13 protein-coding genes and 2 pseudogenes are annotated in these 14720 nt (G+C 68.6%); all 15 read left to right on the plus strand.

The features are described from left to right. Positions 1-9 precede the first annotated feature (9 nt). Positions 10-843 (plus strand): shikimate dehydrogenase, encoded by an 834-nt coding sequence (locus ACK5IN_RS03475; RefSeq protein ID WP_416894841.1) that lies wholly within the window; start codon positions 10-12, stop codon positions 841-843. 35 nt (positions 844-878) lie between these two features. Then, positions 879-2105 (plus strand): chorismate synthase, encoded by a 1227-nt coding sequence (gene aroC, locus ACK5IN_RS03480; protein WP_416894827.1) that lies wholly within the window; start codon positions 879-881, stop codon positions 2103-2105. Continuing rightward, positions 2092-2625: a shikimate kinase gene (locus tag ACK5IN_RS03485; RefSeq protein ID WP_416894828.1), complete on the plus strand. Its 534-nt coding sequence runs from the start codon at positions 2092-2094 to the stop codon at positions 2623-2625. Before aroC ends, ACK5IN_RS03485 begins: the two co-directional genes overlap by 14 nt. Positions 2626-2627: 2 nt before the next feature. Then, positions 2628-3716: a 3-dehydroquinate synthase gene (gene aroB, locus ACK5IN_RS03490; protein WP_416894829.1), complete on the plus strand. Its 1089-nt coding sequence runs from the start codon at positions 2628-2630 to the stop codon at positions 3714-3716. 9 nt (positions 3717-3725) lie between these two features. After that, on the plus strand, positions 3726-4184 hold the full coding sequence (gene aroQ / locus ACK5IN_RS03495) for a type II 3-dehydroquinate dehydratase (protein ID WP_416894830.1): 459 nt from the start codon (positions 3726-3728) through the stop codon (positions 4182-4184). A 100-nt stretch (positions 4185-4284) separates the two neighbouring features. Beyond that, entirely contained in the window at positions 4285-6096 is a 1812-nt protein-coding gene (locus ACK5IN_RS03500; RefSeq protein ID WP_416894831.1) for an oleate hydratase, read from the plus strand. 118 nt (positions 6097-6214) lie between these two features. Continuing rightward, positions 6215-6775, plus strand: a complete 561-nt coding sequence (gene efp / locus ACK5IN_RS03505; RefSeq protein WP_416894832.1) for an elongation factor P — start codon at positions 6215-6217, stop codon at positions 6773-6775. Positions 6776-6778: 3 nt separating this feature from the next. Then, entirely contained in the window at positions 6779-7189 is a 411-nt protein-coding gene (nusB, locus tag ACK5IN_RS03510) for a transcription antitermination factor NusB (RefSeq protein WP_416894833.1), read from the plus strand. A 156-nt stretch (positions 7190-7345) separates the two neighbouring features. After that, on the plus strand, positions 7346-8920 hold the full coding sequence (locus ACK5IN_RS03515) for a Rieske 2Fe-2S domain-containing protein (protein ID WP_416894834.1): 1575 nt from the start codon (positions 7346-7348) through the stop codon (positions 8918-8920). Between the two features lie 254 nt (positions 8921-9174). Next, positions 9175-9708 (plus strand): annotated as a pseudogene (gene pyrR / locus ACK5IN_RS03520) (bifunctional pyr operon transcriptional regulator/uracil phosphoribosyltransferase PyrR); the annotation flags it as partial. Continuing rightward, positions 9705-10673 (plus strand): aspartate carbamoyltransferase catalytic subunit, encoded by a 969-nt coding sequence (locus ACK5IN_RS03525; RefSeq protein ID WP_416894835.1) that lies wholly within the window; start codon positions 9705-9707, stop codon positions 10671-10673. The pseudogene pyrR and the gene ACK5IN_RS03525, both read left to right, overlap by 4 nt. Further along, positions 10670-11971 carry a dihydroorotase gene (locus tag ACK5IN_RS03530; protein WP_416894836.1) on the plus strand — a complete coding sequence of 434 codons (1302 nt, stop codon included), beginning with the start codon at positions 10670-10672 and terminating at the stop codon, positions 11969-11971. Before ACK5IN_RS03525 ends, ACK5IN_RS03530 begins: the two co-directional genes overlap by 4 nt. Beyond that, entirely contained in the window at positions 11968-12468 is a 501-nt protein-coding gene (locus ACK5IN_RS03535; protein WP_416894837.1) for a hypothetical protein, read from the plus strand. Before ACK5IN_RS03530 ends, ACK5IN_RS03535 begins: the two co-directional genes overlap by 4 nt. Then, complete coding sequence (gene carA, locus ACK5IN_RS03540) at positions 12465-13643, plus strand: glutamine-hydrolyzing carbamoyl-phosphate synthase small subunit (RefSeq protein ID WP_416894838.1); 1179 nt, start codon at positions 12465-12467, stop codon at positions 13641-13643. Before ACK5IN_RS03535 ends, carA begins: the two co-directional genes overlap by 4 nt. Continuing rightward, a pseudogene (gene carB, locus ACK5IN_RS03545) lies at positions 13636-14720 on the plus strand (carbamoyl-phosphate synthase large subunit); the annotation flags it as partial. The gene carA and the pseudogene carB, both read left to right, overlap by 8 nt.

Here is a 14720-nt window from a genome sequence, read left to right on the forward strand (position 1 = left end):
CCCGTGACCATGCGGCACGGCGACGCGCTGGAGGTGTGGGGCGACCCGATCGACCACAGCCGCTCACCGGCGCTGCACGCCGCGGCCTACGCGGTGCTGCGGCTGCCGTGGTCGTACGGGCGCCGGCAGGTCGGTGCCGACGACTTCGACCGTGAGCTGGGCGGCCTCGACCCGGGGTTCCGCGGACTGTCGCTCACCTATCCGCTGAAGGGCCTCGCGCACCGCGCCGCCGCGACCCGGGACGAGGCCGCCACCCTCACCGGCGCGGTCAACACGCTCGTGGTCGGCGTCGAGGGCGGGCCGCGCGGATACAACACCGATGTCGGAGGCCTGGTATGCGACCTGCGCACCCACGGCTTCGACGGCATCGACACCGCACGCATCATCGGCGCCGGCGCCACGGCCACATCGGCACTCGCGGCGCTCGCGCACCTCGGCGCGCAGCGCGTGGACGTCGCCGCCCGCCGCCCTTCGGCCGTGCAGCCCCTTCGTGCACTGGGCGAGACACTCGGCGTCGAGGTGCACGCAGCCTCCCTCGACGACGCAGAGCACGCCCCGGTCGCGCTGACCGTGGCCACCCTTCCCGGGGACGTCGCGCTGAGCACCGCGGTGACGACAGCGGTCGCTCACTCGGGTGGCATGCTCTACGACGTCGTGTACGGCACGTGGCCGACACCGCTCGCCGCCGCGTTCGCGGACGCGGGCGGCACGGCGGTGAACGGGTCGGGGATGCTGGTGCAGCAGGCGCTGCTGCAGGTGCGCATCTTCTGCACGGGCGACCCGTCGCAGATCCTGCCCGACGAGCCCGCGGTGCTCGAGGCGATGCGCACCGCCGTCATGTGAGTCGACGTCACCTGCGCTCGTGGGACAATGGCGGGATGCTTCGTGTCCTTACAGCAGGGGAGTCGCACGGCCCCGAGCTGATCGCCGTCATGGAGGGGCTGCCCGCGGGCGTCCCGATCACCCTCGACGCCATCCGCGCCGATCTGGCGCGCCGCAAGCTCGGCTACGGGCGCGGTTCACGGATGAAGTTCGAGGAGGACGAGCTCACGCTGTCGGCGGGCGTACGCCACGGGCTCTCGCTCGGCAGCCCGATCGCCGTGCGCATCGGCAACACCGAGTGGCCCAAGTGGGTCGAGGTGATGAGCGCCGAGCGGGTCGAGCTCACCGACCGCTCACGCGGCCGGGGTGCCCCGCTGACGAGGCCGCGCCCCGGGCACGCCGACCTGGTCGGCATGCAGAAGTACGACTTCGACGAGTCACGGCCGATCCTCGAGCGGGCGAGTGCCCGGGAGACGGCCGCACGCGTCGCCCTCGGGGCGATCGCGCGTTCGTTCCTCGGCGAGCTGGGCATCCGGCTTGTGAGCCATACGCTGTCGATCGGACCTGTGACCGTGCCCGAGGGAGCACCGCTGCCGACACCGGACGACGTCGATCGCCTCGATGCCGACGAGCTGCGCTGCTCCGACCCGGCGACATCGGCGCTCATGGTCGCGGAGGTCGATGCCGCTCGCAAGGACGGCGACACGCTCGGCGGCATCGTCGAGGTGCTGGCGTACGGCCTGCCCCCCGGCCTGGGCTCCCACGTGCACTGGGACCGTCGTCTCGACGGACGCCTCGCCCAGGCGCTCATGAGCATCCAGGCGATCAAGGCGGTCGAGGTCGGCGACGGCTTCGAGACGACCCGCCGACGCGGATCGGCCGCACACGACGAGCTGTTCGCCGTCGACGCCGGCATCACCCGCGGCTCCGACCGCGCAGGCGGCACCGAGGGCGGCATGTCGACCGGCACCGTGCTGCGCGTGCGCGCCGGCATGAAGCCGATCGCTACGGTGCCCCGCGCGCTGCGCACCGTCGACATCGCGACCGGTGACAGCGCGTCGGCGCACCACCAGCGCTCCGACGTGTGCGCCGTCCCCGCCGCCGGCGTCGTCGCCGAGGCCATGGTTGCCGTGGTGCTCGCCGAGGCCGTGCTCGAGAAGTTCGGCGGCGACAGCATCGGCGAGACCCGCCGCAATCTCGACGGCTACCTGGCGGCGATCCCCGAGACGCTGCGCACCACGCCCGCGTCGGAGGCCGCACTCGTCGAGCATGACCTCGCCTGACCCGTCGCGCACCGCACACGCTCTCGTGCTGGTCGGGCCCATGGGGGCCGGCAAGACGAGCGTCGGCAAACGGGTGGCCCGCGCGCAGGGGCTGCCGTTCGTCGACACCGACAAGATGATCGCCGCGGAGCACGGGCCGATCCCGGAGATCTTTCGCACACACGGCGAAGAGCACTTCCGCACGATCGAGCGCGACACCGTGCAGCAGGCTCTCGCGCACGGCGGCGTCGTCGCCCTCGGCGGCGGCGCGGTGCTCGATGCGGGCACCCGGGCGCGGCTGCAGTCGCACCGTGTCGTGCTGCTGACGGTCTCACCGCGTGTGGTGCGCGAGCGCATCGGGGGTGGCAGCCGCCCCCTGCTGGACGCCGACGACCCCGTGGACCGGTGGGTGCGCATCGCCGCCGAGCGCGGGCCACTGTACGACGAGGTGGCCGATGTGACCTTCGACACCTCGCACGGACCGCTGCAGGGCATCGTCGATGCCATCGTGCAGTGGGCCAAGGAAACGGAGACGACGTAGACATGAGCGCCACGACGACCATCTCGGTGACCGGAACCGCGCCCTACGAGATCCTGGTGGGCCGCGGCATCCTTTCCGAACTAGCTCAGCTGCTCCCGGAGAGCGCTCGCAAGGTGCTCGTGGTGCACCCGCCGACGCTGCGGGAACGGGCCGAGCAGCTGCGTCCCACCCTGCTGGATGCGCTGGGCGAGGGGGCCGACGTGCTCCTGGCCGAGGTGCCTGACGCCGAGGCGGGCAAACGCGTCGAGGTTGCGGCGTTCTGCTGGCAGATCATGGGTCAGGCCGACTTCACGCGCACCGATGCGGTCGTCGGCTTCGGCGGGGGAGCGGTGACCGACCTGGCCGGGTTCGTCGCCGCCACGTGGCTGCGCGGCGTGGCGGTCGTGCAGGTACCGACGACGGTGCTCGGCATGGTCGATGCGGCCGTCGGCGGCAAGACCGGCATCAACACCGCGGAAGGCAAGAATCTCGTCGGGGCGTTCTGGGCACCGCGCGCCGTGCTGTGCGATCTCGAACTGCTCGACACCCTCAGCCGGAACGAGCGGGTCGCCGGCTACGCCGAGGTCGTCAAGGCGGGCTTCATCTGGGCGCCCGAGATCCTCGATCTCATCGAAGCAGATGCCGACGAGGCCGTGGACCCGCACTCGGCGGCGTTCCGGCGCACGGTGGAGCTCGCCATCGACATGAAGGCGCGCGTGGTCAGCGAAGACTTCCGCGAGGCCGGCCTGCGCGAGATCCTCAACTACGGGCACACCCTCGGCCACGCGATCGAGCATGCGGAGCGCTATCAGTGGCGGCACGGCGCGGCGATCTCGATCGGCATGATGTACGCCGCCGAGCTGTCGCGGCTCGCCGGCCGCCTGTCGGACGACGCGGTGCGACGACACCGCGACATCCTCACCTCCCTCGGCCTGCCGCTCACCTACCGGCCGGGGGCGTGGTCGCAGCTGCTGGCGACGATGCAGCGCGATAAGAAGAGCAGGGGTGGGATGCTGCGCTTCATCGTGCTCGACGAGATCGCCCGGCCGACGGTGCTCCAGGCACCCGACGAGTCGCTGATGTTCGCGGCGTATCAAGAGGTCGCGGGCTAGGTTGGTGCCGTGAACATGCCACGCCGACTCCTTCTCGTCAATGGGCCCAATCTCAATCTCCTGGGAATCCGTGAGCCCGAGGTCTACGGGCACGAGACGCTCGCCGACGTCGAACGGCTCGTCGCCGACACTGCCGGCCGGCGCGGCTTCGAGGTCGGTGCGGTGCAGAGCAACCACGAGGGCGTGCTCCTGGATGCCATCCACCAGGCCCGCGAGGACTGTGCCGGGATCATCATCAACCCGGGCGGTCTCACGCACACATCGATCGTGCTGCGGGACGCACTGGCCGCGGTCGCGCTGCCCGTCGCCGAGGTGCACATCTCGAACGTCACGCAGCGCGAGGAGTTCCGTCACCACTCGTACGTCGCCGACATCGCCGTGGTGCACGTCACCGGGGAGGGCGTACCGGGCTATGCAACCGCCACCGCGCGACTGATCGAGGTAGTCTCGGGGTCAGCTGCCAGGTGAGATCCAGGGTGGGAGCCATAGTGAATTCTTGTCGCACATCCCGGTCCCGTCGACCGCAGCCGATAGGATCGTAGTCGGGCACATCTATCGAGGAGGGGCCATGCACTACGGAAGCGGAAACTATCAGGCATTCGCCCGCCCACGGAAGCCCGCCGGGGCTGACGACAAGCGAGTGTGGCTCGTCGGAGCGGGTCTGGCGAACCTCACCGCTGCGATCTTCATGATCCGGGACGGTCAGATCGCGGGCGACCGCATCACCTTCCTCGAAGAGCTGGATCTGCCCGGTGGAGCGCTCGACGGCATCAAATACCCGGAGAAGGGCTTCGTGATCCGGGGCGGCCGCGAACTCGAGGAGCACATGGAGTGCCTGTGGGATGCGGTGCGCACCGTTCCCTCGCTCGAGATCGAGGGGGCGAGCATGCTCGACGAGTTCGTGTGGCTCAACAACGACGACCCGAACTACTCCAAGCGACGCGTGACCGAGAAGCAGGGCAAGGACGCGGGCACCGACTTCAAGTTCAACCTCAGCAAGAAGGCGCAGAAGGAGGTGGTGCACCTCTTTATGTCCACTCGCGCGCAGATGGAGAACAAGCGCATCGACGAGGTGTTCTCGCGCGAGTTCCTGGACAGCAACTTCTGGCTGTACTGGCGAACGATGTTCGCGTTCGAGGAGTGGCACTCCGCGCTGGAGATGAAGCTGTACTTCCACCGCTTCTCGCACCTTCTCGGGGAGTTCCCCGACATGTCGGCATTGAAGTTCACGAAGTACAACCAGTACGAGTCCTTCGTGCTGCCGATCTACACGTGGCTGCTCGACCAGGGCGTGACATTCCAGTTCTCCACAACCGTGACCGACGTGCAGTTCGACATCACACCCGACCGCAAACGTGCCACGCGCATCGACTGGGTGAGCAACGGTGTCGAAGGAGGGGTCGACCTGACAGTCGACGACCTCGTGCTGATCACGATCGGCTCGTTGACCGAGAACTCCGACGACGGCTCCCACCACAAGGCGGCGCAGCTGAAGACCGGTCCCGCACCCGCGTGGGACCTGTGGAAGACGATCGCAGCGAAGTCGCCCGAGTTCGGTCGCCCCGAGGTCTTCTGCGGCGACATAGAGAAGACGAAATGGGAGTCCGCGACGGCTACCACGCTCGACGAGCGAGTACCGAAGTACATCGAGGCCATCTGCGAGCGCGACCCGTTCTCGGGAAAGGTCGTCACCGGTGGCATCGTGACGGTGCGAGACTCGCCATGGCTGATGAGCTGGACCGTGAACCGACAGCCGCACTTCAAGGCGCAGAAGCCCACCGAGATCGTCGCGTGGATCTACGGTCTGTTCGTCGACGTGCCCGGCTCATACGTGAAGAAGCCGATGCAGGAGTGCACGGGCGAGGAGATCACGCAGGAATGGCTGTACCACATGGGGGTCCCTGTCGACGAGATTCCCGAGCTCGCGGCGAACGCGGTCAAGACCGTGCCCGTCATGATGCCGTACGTCACGTCGTTCTTCATGCCGCGCCAGGCCGGCGACCGGCCGCAGGTGGTGCCCGCCGGAAGCGAGAACTTCGCCTTCGTCGGCCAGTTCGCCGAGACGACGCGCGACACGATCTTCACGACGGAGTACTCGGTGCGCACCGGCATGGTCGCGACCTACGAGCTGCTAGACGTCGAGCGGGCGGTTCCCGAGGTGTTCAATTCGACCTATGACCTCCGTTACCTGTTGAAGGCGACGACCGATCTGCAAGACGGCGCGCCGTCGTTCGGTGCTCGAGGCACTCCGATCCAGCGCCACCTGATCAACAAGCTGGCGAACACCGAGCTGGGTCACCTTCTCGCCGACTTCGGCGTGGTGCCGGGGACAAGCTCGTTGATTCCAGAGCCCCGCACGGACGACGCCAAGCCGTACTGAATCCGAGCGCGCAGACGTCACGGCCAAGCTCTTGCGACGGCCGGACGACAGGCATCCCGTAGAATCGGGTGTCGGCCGCCCGGCCGCCGCCCTTCGACGAACGGGAATCCTCTCACTCATGGCATCGACCGCAGACATCAAGAACGGCGTCGTCCTCAACATCGACGGACAGCTCTGGAGCGTCGTCGAGTTCCAGCACGTCAAGCCCGGCAAGGGCGGCGCCTTCGTGCGCACGAAGCTCAAGAACGTGGTGACCGGCAAGAGCGTCGACCGCACGTACAACGCGGGCGCGAAGGTCGAGATCGAGAACGTCGACCGCCGCGACTACACCTACCTGTACAACGACGGCGACAGCTTCGTGTTCATGGATCAGACCGACTACGAGCAGCTGTCGGTGCCGGCATCGATCGTCGGCGATGCGGCGAACTTCATGCTCGAGAACCAGCAGGTCACGATCGCGCTGAACAACGGCAACCCGCTCTACCTCGACCTGCCGGCCTCGGTCGTGCTCGAGATCACCTACACCGAGCCGGGGCTGCAGGGCGACCGTTCGTCGGCGGGCACCAAGGCCGCCACCGTCGAGACCGGCTATGAGATCCAGGTGCCGCTGTTCCTCGAGACGGGCACGAAGGTCAAGGTCGACACGCGCACGGGCGAGTACCTCGGCCGCGAGAAGTAAGGCGTGAGCGCCCGCTCCAAGGCGCGCAAACGCGCCCTCGACATCCTCTTCCAGGCCGATGTGCGCGGCGAGGAGGTCGCGGCGATGCTCGCCGCCGAGGCCAAGCGCGCGGCGAACGAGCCGGCTCGCGAGGGCTCGTGGCTGTACGCCCGCGAGATCGTCGACGGCGTGATCGACAATCGCGACGAGATCGACGAGCAGATCACCACCGTCTCCAAGGACTGGCCGCTGGTACGGATGCCCGCCGTCGATCGTGCGCTGCTGCGCATGGGCGTGTGGGAGTTGCTGTACAACGACGACGTGCCCGCGGCCGTCGCGATCGACGAGGCGGTCGAGCTCGCCAAGGAGTTCTCCACCGACGGCTCGGGAACCTTCGTGCACGGCGTGCTCGCCGGCATCGCCCGCGTCTCCTAAGAGCATCGGAGGCGGCTGCGAGGATGGATGCCGTGAAGCACGCGGCCTGGGATCGAGCAAGCTCGACGCCCTGCGGGAACGGGTCACCCGCGAACTCTTCGAAGCCTGAGCCGCTTCCCACGTAGACTCGATTACTGATCGGAACGGGAGGAATCCATGCGGATCACAGGCCTAGGGCACGCGGGGATGTTCATCGAGACGGCGGGCGGAAGCATCCTCTGCGATCCTGTTGTCGGCCCGAGCTTCTTCGGCTCATGGTTCCCGTTCCCGGACAACCGCCACCTCGAGTGGGAACGGTTCGGCAAGGCCGACTTCCTCTACATCTCGCACCGCCACCGCGACCACTTCGACGCCCGGCTGCTCGAGCAGCATGTGCCGAAAGGCATTCGGGTGCTGCTGCCCGAGTATCCCACCGACGACCTGGAGACCGATCTGCGCGCGCTCGGATACACGAACATGGTGTACACCGAGGCCGGGGTGCCGCTGGAGTTCGGCGAGCTGAAGCTCATGGTGACCCCGTTGCGGGCTCCCAGCGACGGGCCCATCGGCGACTCGTCGCTGAGCGTCGACGACGGCACCGCCAGCATCCTCAACCAGAACGACTCGCACCCACTCGACCTCGAGAAGCTACTGGGCTTCTCGAAGCCCGACGCATACTTCACGCAGGTGTCTGGCGCGATCTGGTGGCCGATGGTCTACGACCTGCCGCAGGAGGCCAAGCAGAACTTCGCGCGACTCAAGCGCGACGCGCAGAACAAGCGCGCCATGTACTACATCGAGAAGGTCGACGCGGCGCACGTCTTCCCGATGGCAGGGCCGCCGATGTTCCTGCGCGAAGAGCTGTTCCGGTACAACGGCTACGGACTCGAGGACGACGCGATCTTCACCGACCAGGCCGAGTTCCTCGCGCATATGGCCGAGCAACGCCCCGAGCAGAAGGGCCACCTGTTCGTGCCTGGCACGCAGGTGAACCTCGATCACGGCGCGATCGAGATCACTCAGACGCTCTACACGGGCGAAGAGATCGAGCGCATCTTCGACGAGAAGTGGGACTACCTCGCCCAGCAGCGCGACACACGGCAGGACGAAGTGCGCGCCGAAGAGCAGCGTCGGGCTCCCGTGCTGCCGCCGGACGAGATGCTCGCGGCGATCAAGGAGTGGTGGGAGCCGTTGCTGCGCCGGGCGCGCACGATCCGCGACGGCGTCGGCGGCAATGTGCGCTTCCGCATCGGCGAGCTCGACATGGTGGTCGATTTCCCGAAGGCGAAGGTGCGCGAGTACGCCGGGGAGGAGTGCGTCTACTGGTACACGATCCCCGCCGACCTCGTCTCGACGAACATCGCCGACCACGAGATCGACTGGTCGAACTCGATCTTCCTGTCGATGCAGTTCGAGGTCGGGCGCAGCGGCAAGTTCAATGAGTTCCTGACCACGTTCCTCAAGTGTCTCTCGCGCGACCGCATCGAGTACGTCGAGAACTGGTACGCCGAGCAGTCCGACCAGACCGAGGACGCTCGGCTCGGAGACTGGACCGTGCAGCGCCGCTGCCCCCACCTGCGCGCCGATCTCACCAAGACCGGCAAGATCGAGGACGGCGTGCTCACCTGCTCGCTGCACGACTGGAGCTGGGACCTGGCCTCCGGCAAATGCCTGACCTCGCACGGCCACCCCATCCGGGCCATGCAGGTCGAGGACGACCTGTACCGCGCCGCGACCGAGCACGTCGCCTGAGCATCGGGGCGTGCATGACCTCCTGCCTCGCGCCGGAGGTCAACGGCGCCGGTGCATCGCGTTCGCCCTGAGCAGGGTCGCGGCGAAGCCATAGACAGCGTCGAAGAACGAGACGCCCCGGACGAAGGGTCGCCCGCGAGCGCGCCGTCCCGGTGCGACCCGGCTGACGTGTTCCGACGGCGCATCCGATAGAGTGGCTGCGGCAAAGCCACAGCAACCTTTAACCCCGTCCCGCGAGGCGGAGAAGGGAGCGGCGGATGAGCACGCGCACCGTGCTGCATGCGGCCGACATCGCGCGCGCGCTGACGCGCATCTCGCACGAGATCCTCGAATCGAATCGGGGCGCAGACGACCTCGTCGTGCTCGGCATCCCCACCCGCGGCGTGCCGCTCGCGAACCGCATCGCCGGTCTCATCGGCGACATCGCGGCCACGGCCGTCCCGGTCGGATCGCTCGATGTGACGATGTACCGCGACGACCTGCACCGCAATCCGACCCGCACCCCCGGCCGTACGCATATCCCGCCCGGGGGCATCGACGGCAGGACCGTGGTACTCGTCGACGACGTGCTGTTCTCGGGCCGCAGCATCCGCGCCGCCCTCGACGCCCTGCAGGACATCGGGCGCCCCGCCGTCGTGCGGCTCGCGACCCTCATCGACCGCGGACATCGCGAGCTGCCGATCCGCCCCGACTTCGTCGGCAAGAATCTGCCCAGCGCCCGGGACGAACGCGTCAACGTGCGACTGGCCGAGATCGACGAACTCGAAGAGGTGACGATCGAGTCATGAGGCACCTGCTCGACACCAAGACGCTCTCCCGCCCCGACGCCCTGCAGATCCTCGACGTCGCCGAGGACATGGCCGACACGCAACAGCGCGAGGTCAAGAAGCTGCCCACGCTGCGCGGCAAGACCGTCGTGAACCTCTTCTTCGAAGACTCCACGCGCACGCGCATCTCGTTCGAAGCCGCCGCCAAGCGCCTGTCCGCCGACGTCATCAACTTCGCTGCCAAGGGCTCGAGCGTCAGCAAGGGCGAGTCGCTGCAGGACACCGCGCAGACGCTGCAGGCGATGGGGGCGGATGCTGTGGTCATCCGTCACAGCGCCTCCGGCGCGCCCCTCACCCTCGCCACCAGCGGCTGGATCACCGCGGGCGTCGTCAACGCCGGCGACGGCACGCACGAGCATCCCACTCAGGCACTGCTCGACGCGTTCACGATCCGCAAGCGGGTCTTCGGCGACAGCAGCCGGGGGCGTGACCTCGAGGGCCTGCACGTCACAGTCGTCGGAGACATCCTGCACTCCCGTGTCGCCCGCTCGAACGTGTGGCTGCTGCATACGCTCGGCGCTGAGGTCACGCTCGTCGCACCGCCGACGCTCATCCCGCACGACGTGTCGGCCTGGCCCGCGCGGATCGAGTACGACCTGGATGCGGCGATCGCCGCGGCACCCGACGCGCTCATGGTGCTGCGCATCCAGCTGGAACGCATGAGCGCCGCCTATTTCCCCACTGAACGGGAGTATTCCCGGCGGTGGGGCCTCGACCCGCGACGACTCGACTCGCTCGGGGCGGATAGCATTGTGATGCACCCCGGGCCCATGAACCGGGGACTCGAGATCTCCGCCGAGGCAGCGGACTCGCCCGGGTCGACCGTGCTCGACCAGGTGACCAACGGTGTCTCGGTCCGTATGGCGGTGCTCTACCTGCTGCTGGCGGGGGAGCGGCAGAACGACGACAGAGAGGACGCGGCATGAACGAGGTCCTCGTCATCCGGGGCGCACGGCTCGAAGGCGGGGATGCCGCAGACATCCTCGTCGTCGGCGACACCATCGCCGAGGTGGGTGCCGGTCTCAGCCGTGCGGGTGCGACGAACGTGGATGCCAACGGGCTCGTCGCCCTGCCCGGGCTCGTCGATCTGCACACTCATCTGCGCGAGCCCGGCTACGAAGCCTCGGAAACCGTGCTCACGGGGTCTCGCGCCGCCGCAGCCGGCGGCTACGCGGCCGTCTTCGCTATGCCCAACACGTCGCCGGTCGCCGACACCGCCGGCGTCGTCGAGCAGGAGCTCGCCCTCGGCGAGGCCGCCGGCTACGTGCACGTGCAGCCCATCGGTGCCGTCACCGTCGGCCAGCAGGGCGAGCGGCTGGCCGAGCTCGGCGCCATGGCCGACTCCCGCGCCCGCGTGCGGGTGTTCAGCGACGACGGCTTCTGCGTGTGGGACCCGCTCATCATGCGCCGCGCACTGGAGTATGCGAAGGCGTTCGACGGGGTCATCGCGCAGCACGCGCAGGATCCGCGCCTGACCGAGGGCGCCCAACTGAACGAGGGTGCCGTCTCGGCCGAGCTCGGGCTCGCCGGCTGGCCCGCCGTCGCCGAGGAGTCGATCATCGCCCGCGACGTGCTGCTGGCCGAACATGTCGGCTCGCGCCTGCACGTATGCCATCTGTCCACCGCCGGATCGGTCGACATCGTGCGGTGGGCCAAGAAGCGCGGCGTACACGTGACTGCCGAGGTCACCCCGCACCACCTACTGCTGACCGACGACCTCGCCCGCGGCTACGATCCCCGCTTCAAGGTGAACCCGCCGCTGCGCCGCGACGAAGACGTGCAGGCGGTGCGCGAGGGACTCGCCGACGGCACGATCGACATCGTCGCCACCGACCATGCGCCGCACCCCGCCGAGGCGAAGGCCTGCGAATGGCAGGCTGCCGCCAACGGCATGGTGGGACTCGAGTCGGCGCTGCGGGTCGTGCAACTGGCGATGGTCGAGACGGGACTGCTCGGCTGGGCGGATGTCGCACGCGTCATGTCGCACACTCCAGCGCACATCGGTCGTCTGGCCGGCTACGGCACGCCGCTGGAGCCGGGGGCCCCGGCATCCCTCACCTTGTTCGACCCTGCCGCGCGCGGGACCTTCACGACCGCGGACCTGCACGGGCGCAGCCTCAACTCGCCCTACCTCGGGCGCGACCTGCCCGGAAGCGTCCGCTGGACCCTGCACCGCGGAACCGTGACCGTGCGCGGCGGAGAGGTGCAGGAGGTGGCAGCATGAGCCGCGAGGGTGCTCTCGCCGTCATGATCGGGGTGGCGGTGCTCATCATCGCCGTGCTCGCGTTCGCCTGGTGGCGGCGCTCGCGCCGCGACGCCGACCTGCGGGCACCGGGCGGCGAGGTGCCGGCGGATGCCACGGTGCTCGCGCACTTCTCGGGACTGTACGTCGCCACGACGCGGCACGAAGAACCGCTCGAACGCCTCGCGATCCGCGGGCTCGGCTTCCGCTCCCGGCTCGACCTGACGGTCACCGATCAGGGGCTCGGGCTCGCGCTCGCCGGTGCGCCGCCGCTGTTCCTTGCGACCGGGATCCTGGTCGCGGTGGATCAGTCCACCGTCGCGATCGACCGGGTCGTCGAGCGGGACGGCCTCGTACGGATCGTGTGGCACGTGTCCGACGACGAGCTCGTCGACAGCTATCTGCGACCACAGGATGTCTCGGCCAAGACGGTGGTCGACGGCATCCACCCCCTCATCCCGGCAGGAAGCGACGCATGACCCCCACGACAAGCTCAGGGACCGCGACAGGCTTTGCGGCAGACCCGGCCGTCCTCGTGCTCGAAGACGGCACCCGCTATGCGGGCCGGGCCTACGGCGCCGTGGGCACGACCCTCGGCGAGGTCGTGTTCGCGACCGGGATGACCGGCTACCAGGAGACCCTCACCGACCCGTCGTACGCCGGCCAGATCGTGCTGCAGACCGCCCCGCACATCGGCAACACCGGCATGAACGGCGAAGACAGCGAGTCGCGCCGCATCTGGGTGGCCGGCTACATCGTGCGCGACCCGTCCCGCGTCGTGTCGAACTGGCGTGCCGACGGATCGCTCGACGACGCCCTCGTGCGCGACGGCATCGTCGGCATCAGCGGCGTCGACACTCGCGCGGTCACCCGGCGCATCCGCGCCGAGGGGAGCATGCGCGGGGGAGTGTTCTCGGGTCCGGCCGCCCAGCTCGACCCCGAGGAACAGCTGCGCCTCGTGCAGGACGCGCCGGCGATGGCGGGGCGCAACCTCTCGGCCGAGGTCTCGGTGCCCGCCGCAGCCTTCACCGAGGCCGTCGCCGATTCCCCGGGCGAACGGATCGGCACCCTTGCCGTACTCGACCTCGGCATCAAGCAGGCCACCGTCGACAACCTTGCCGCCCGCGGTTTCGACGTCCACGTGCTGCCGCAGTCGGCGACGTTCGACGACATCCGTGCGCTCGACCCGGTCGCGGTGTTCTATTCGAACGGCCCCGGGGACCCCGCGGCATCCGATGACCATGTGACCCTGCTGCGCACGGTGCTCGACGAGGGCCTGCCGTTCTTCGGCATCTGCTTCGGCAACCAGCTGCTCGGCCGCGCACTCGGCCTCGGAACCTACAAACTGCCGTTCGGTCATCGCGGCATCAACCAGCCGGTGCTCGACAAGGCCACCGGCCGCGTCGAGATCACCGCCCACAACCACGGCTTTGCCGTCGACGCACCCATCGAGGGCACCGTCGACAGCCCGCACGGCTACGGCCGGGTCGAGGTCTCTCATGTGGGCCTGAACGACCAGGTCGTCGAAGGACTGCGGGCCCTCGATATCCCGGCGTTCTCGGTGCAGTACCACCCGGAGGCGGCCGCCGGCCCGCACGACGCCAACTACCTCTTCGACCGGTTTGCCGCGATGGTGAAGGAGAACCGTGCCTAAGCGTGACGACATCGATTCCGTCCTCGTCATCGGGTCCGGCCCGATCGTCATCGGGCAGGCGTGCGAGTTCGACTACTCGGGCACGCAGGCCTGCCGTGTGCTGCGTGAAGAGGGGGTCCGCGTGATCCTCGTCAACTCCAACCCGGCGACGATCATGACCGACCCCGACTTCGCCGACGCCACCTACATCGAGCCGATCACCCCGGCCGTGATCGAGACGATCATCACGAAGGAGAGGCCCGACGCAATCCTGCCGACGCTGGGCGGGCAGACGGCGCTGAACGCCGCCATGGCGCTACACGAGCAGGGGATCCTCGAGAAATACGACGTCGAGCTCATCGGCGCCAACGTCGAGGCGATCCGCAAGGGCGAGGACCGGCAGGTCTTCAAAGAGCTCGTGCTCGCCTCGGGCGCCGACGTCGCCGCGTCGCGCATCTGCCACACCATGGAAGAGGTGCTCGCCGGCGCCGACGAGCTCGGCTATCCGCTCGTGGTGCGGCCGAGCTTCACCATGGGCGGCCTCGGGTCGGGCTTCGCCTACGACGAGGCCGACCTGCGCCGCATCGCCGGCGCGGGTCTGCACGACTCGCCCACGAACGAGGTGCTGCTGGAGGAGTCGATCCTCGGCTGGAAGGAGTACGAGCTCGAGCTCATGCGCGACACCGCCGACAACACGGTGGTCGTCTGTTCCATCGAGAACGTCGATCCGGTGGGCGTGCACACCGGCGACTCGATCACGGTGGCGCCCGCGCTGACGCTCACCGACCGTGAGTACCAGAAGCTGCGCGACATCTCGATCGACATCATCCGGGCGGTCGGTGTCGACACGGGGGGCTGCAACATCCAGTTCGCCGTCGACCCGGCCAACGGACGGGTCATCGTGATCGAGATGAACCCGCGAGTCTCGCGCTCGTCTGCCCTCGCCTAGAAGGCCACGGGCTTCCAGATCGCGAAGATCGCCGCCAAGCTCGCCCTCGGGGACCGGCTCGACGAGATCCCGAACGACATCACCCGGGTGACGCCGGCGAGCTTCGAGACCACCCTCGACTACGTGGTCGTCAAGGTGCAGCGGTTCAA

The sequence above is a fragment of the Microbacterium sp. genome (genome assembly GCF_047971895.1).
In the GTDB taxonomy this organism is placed as follows: domain Bacteria; phylum Actinomycetota; class Actinomycetes; order Actinomycetales; family Microbacteriaceae; genus Microbacterium.

Excerpts from the sequence above, each read along its gene's own strand:
- aroC (WP_416894827.1), top strand. The coding sequence starts at position 879 with ATGCTTCGTGTCCTTACAGCAGGGGAGTCGCACGGCCCCGAGCTGATC.
- ACK5IN_RS03475 (WP_416894841.1), top strand. The coding sequence starts at position 10 with ATGCGGCACGGCGACGCGCTGGAGGTGTGGGGCGACCCGATCGACCAC.
- ACK5IN_RS03525 (WP_416894835.1), top strand. The coding sequence starts at position 9,705 with ATGAGGCACCTGCTCGACACCAAGACGCTCTCCCGCCCCGACGCCCTG.
- aroB (WP_416894829.1), top strand. The coding sequence starts at position 2,628 with ATGAGCGCCACGACGACCATCTCGGTGACCGGAACCGCGCCCTACGAG.
- ACK5IN_RS03500 (WP_416894831.1), top strand. The coding sequence starts at position 4,285 with ATGCACTACGGAAGCGGAAACTATCAGGCATTCGCCCGCCCACGGAAG.
- ACK5IN_RS03515 (WP_416894834.1), top strand. The coding sequence starts at position 7,346 with ATGCGGATCACAGGCCTAGGGCACGCGGGGATGTTCATCGAGACGGCG.
- ACK5IN_RS03535 (WP_416894837.1), top strand. The coding sequence starts at position 11,968 with ATGAGCCGCGAGGGTGCTCTCGCCGTCATGATCGGGGTGGCGGTGCTC.
- efp (WP_416894832.1), top strand. The coding sequence starts at position 6,215 with ATGGCATCGACCGCAGACATCAAGAACGGCGTCGTCCTCAACATCGAC.
- ACK5IN_RS03530 (WP_416894836.1), top strand. The coding sequence starts at position 10,670 with ATGAACGAGGTCCTCGTCATCCGGGGCGCACGGCTCGAAGGCGGGGAT.
- ACK5IN_RS03485 (WP_416894828.1), top strand. The coding sequence starts at position 2,092 with ATGACCTCGCCTGACCCGTCGCGCACCGCACACGCTCTCGTGCTGGTC.
- carA (WP_416894838.1), top strand. The coding sequence starts at position 12,465 with ATGACCCCCACGACAAGCTCAGGGACCGCGACAGGCTTTGCGGCAGAC.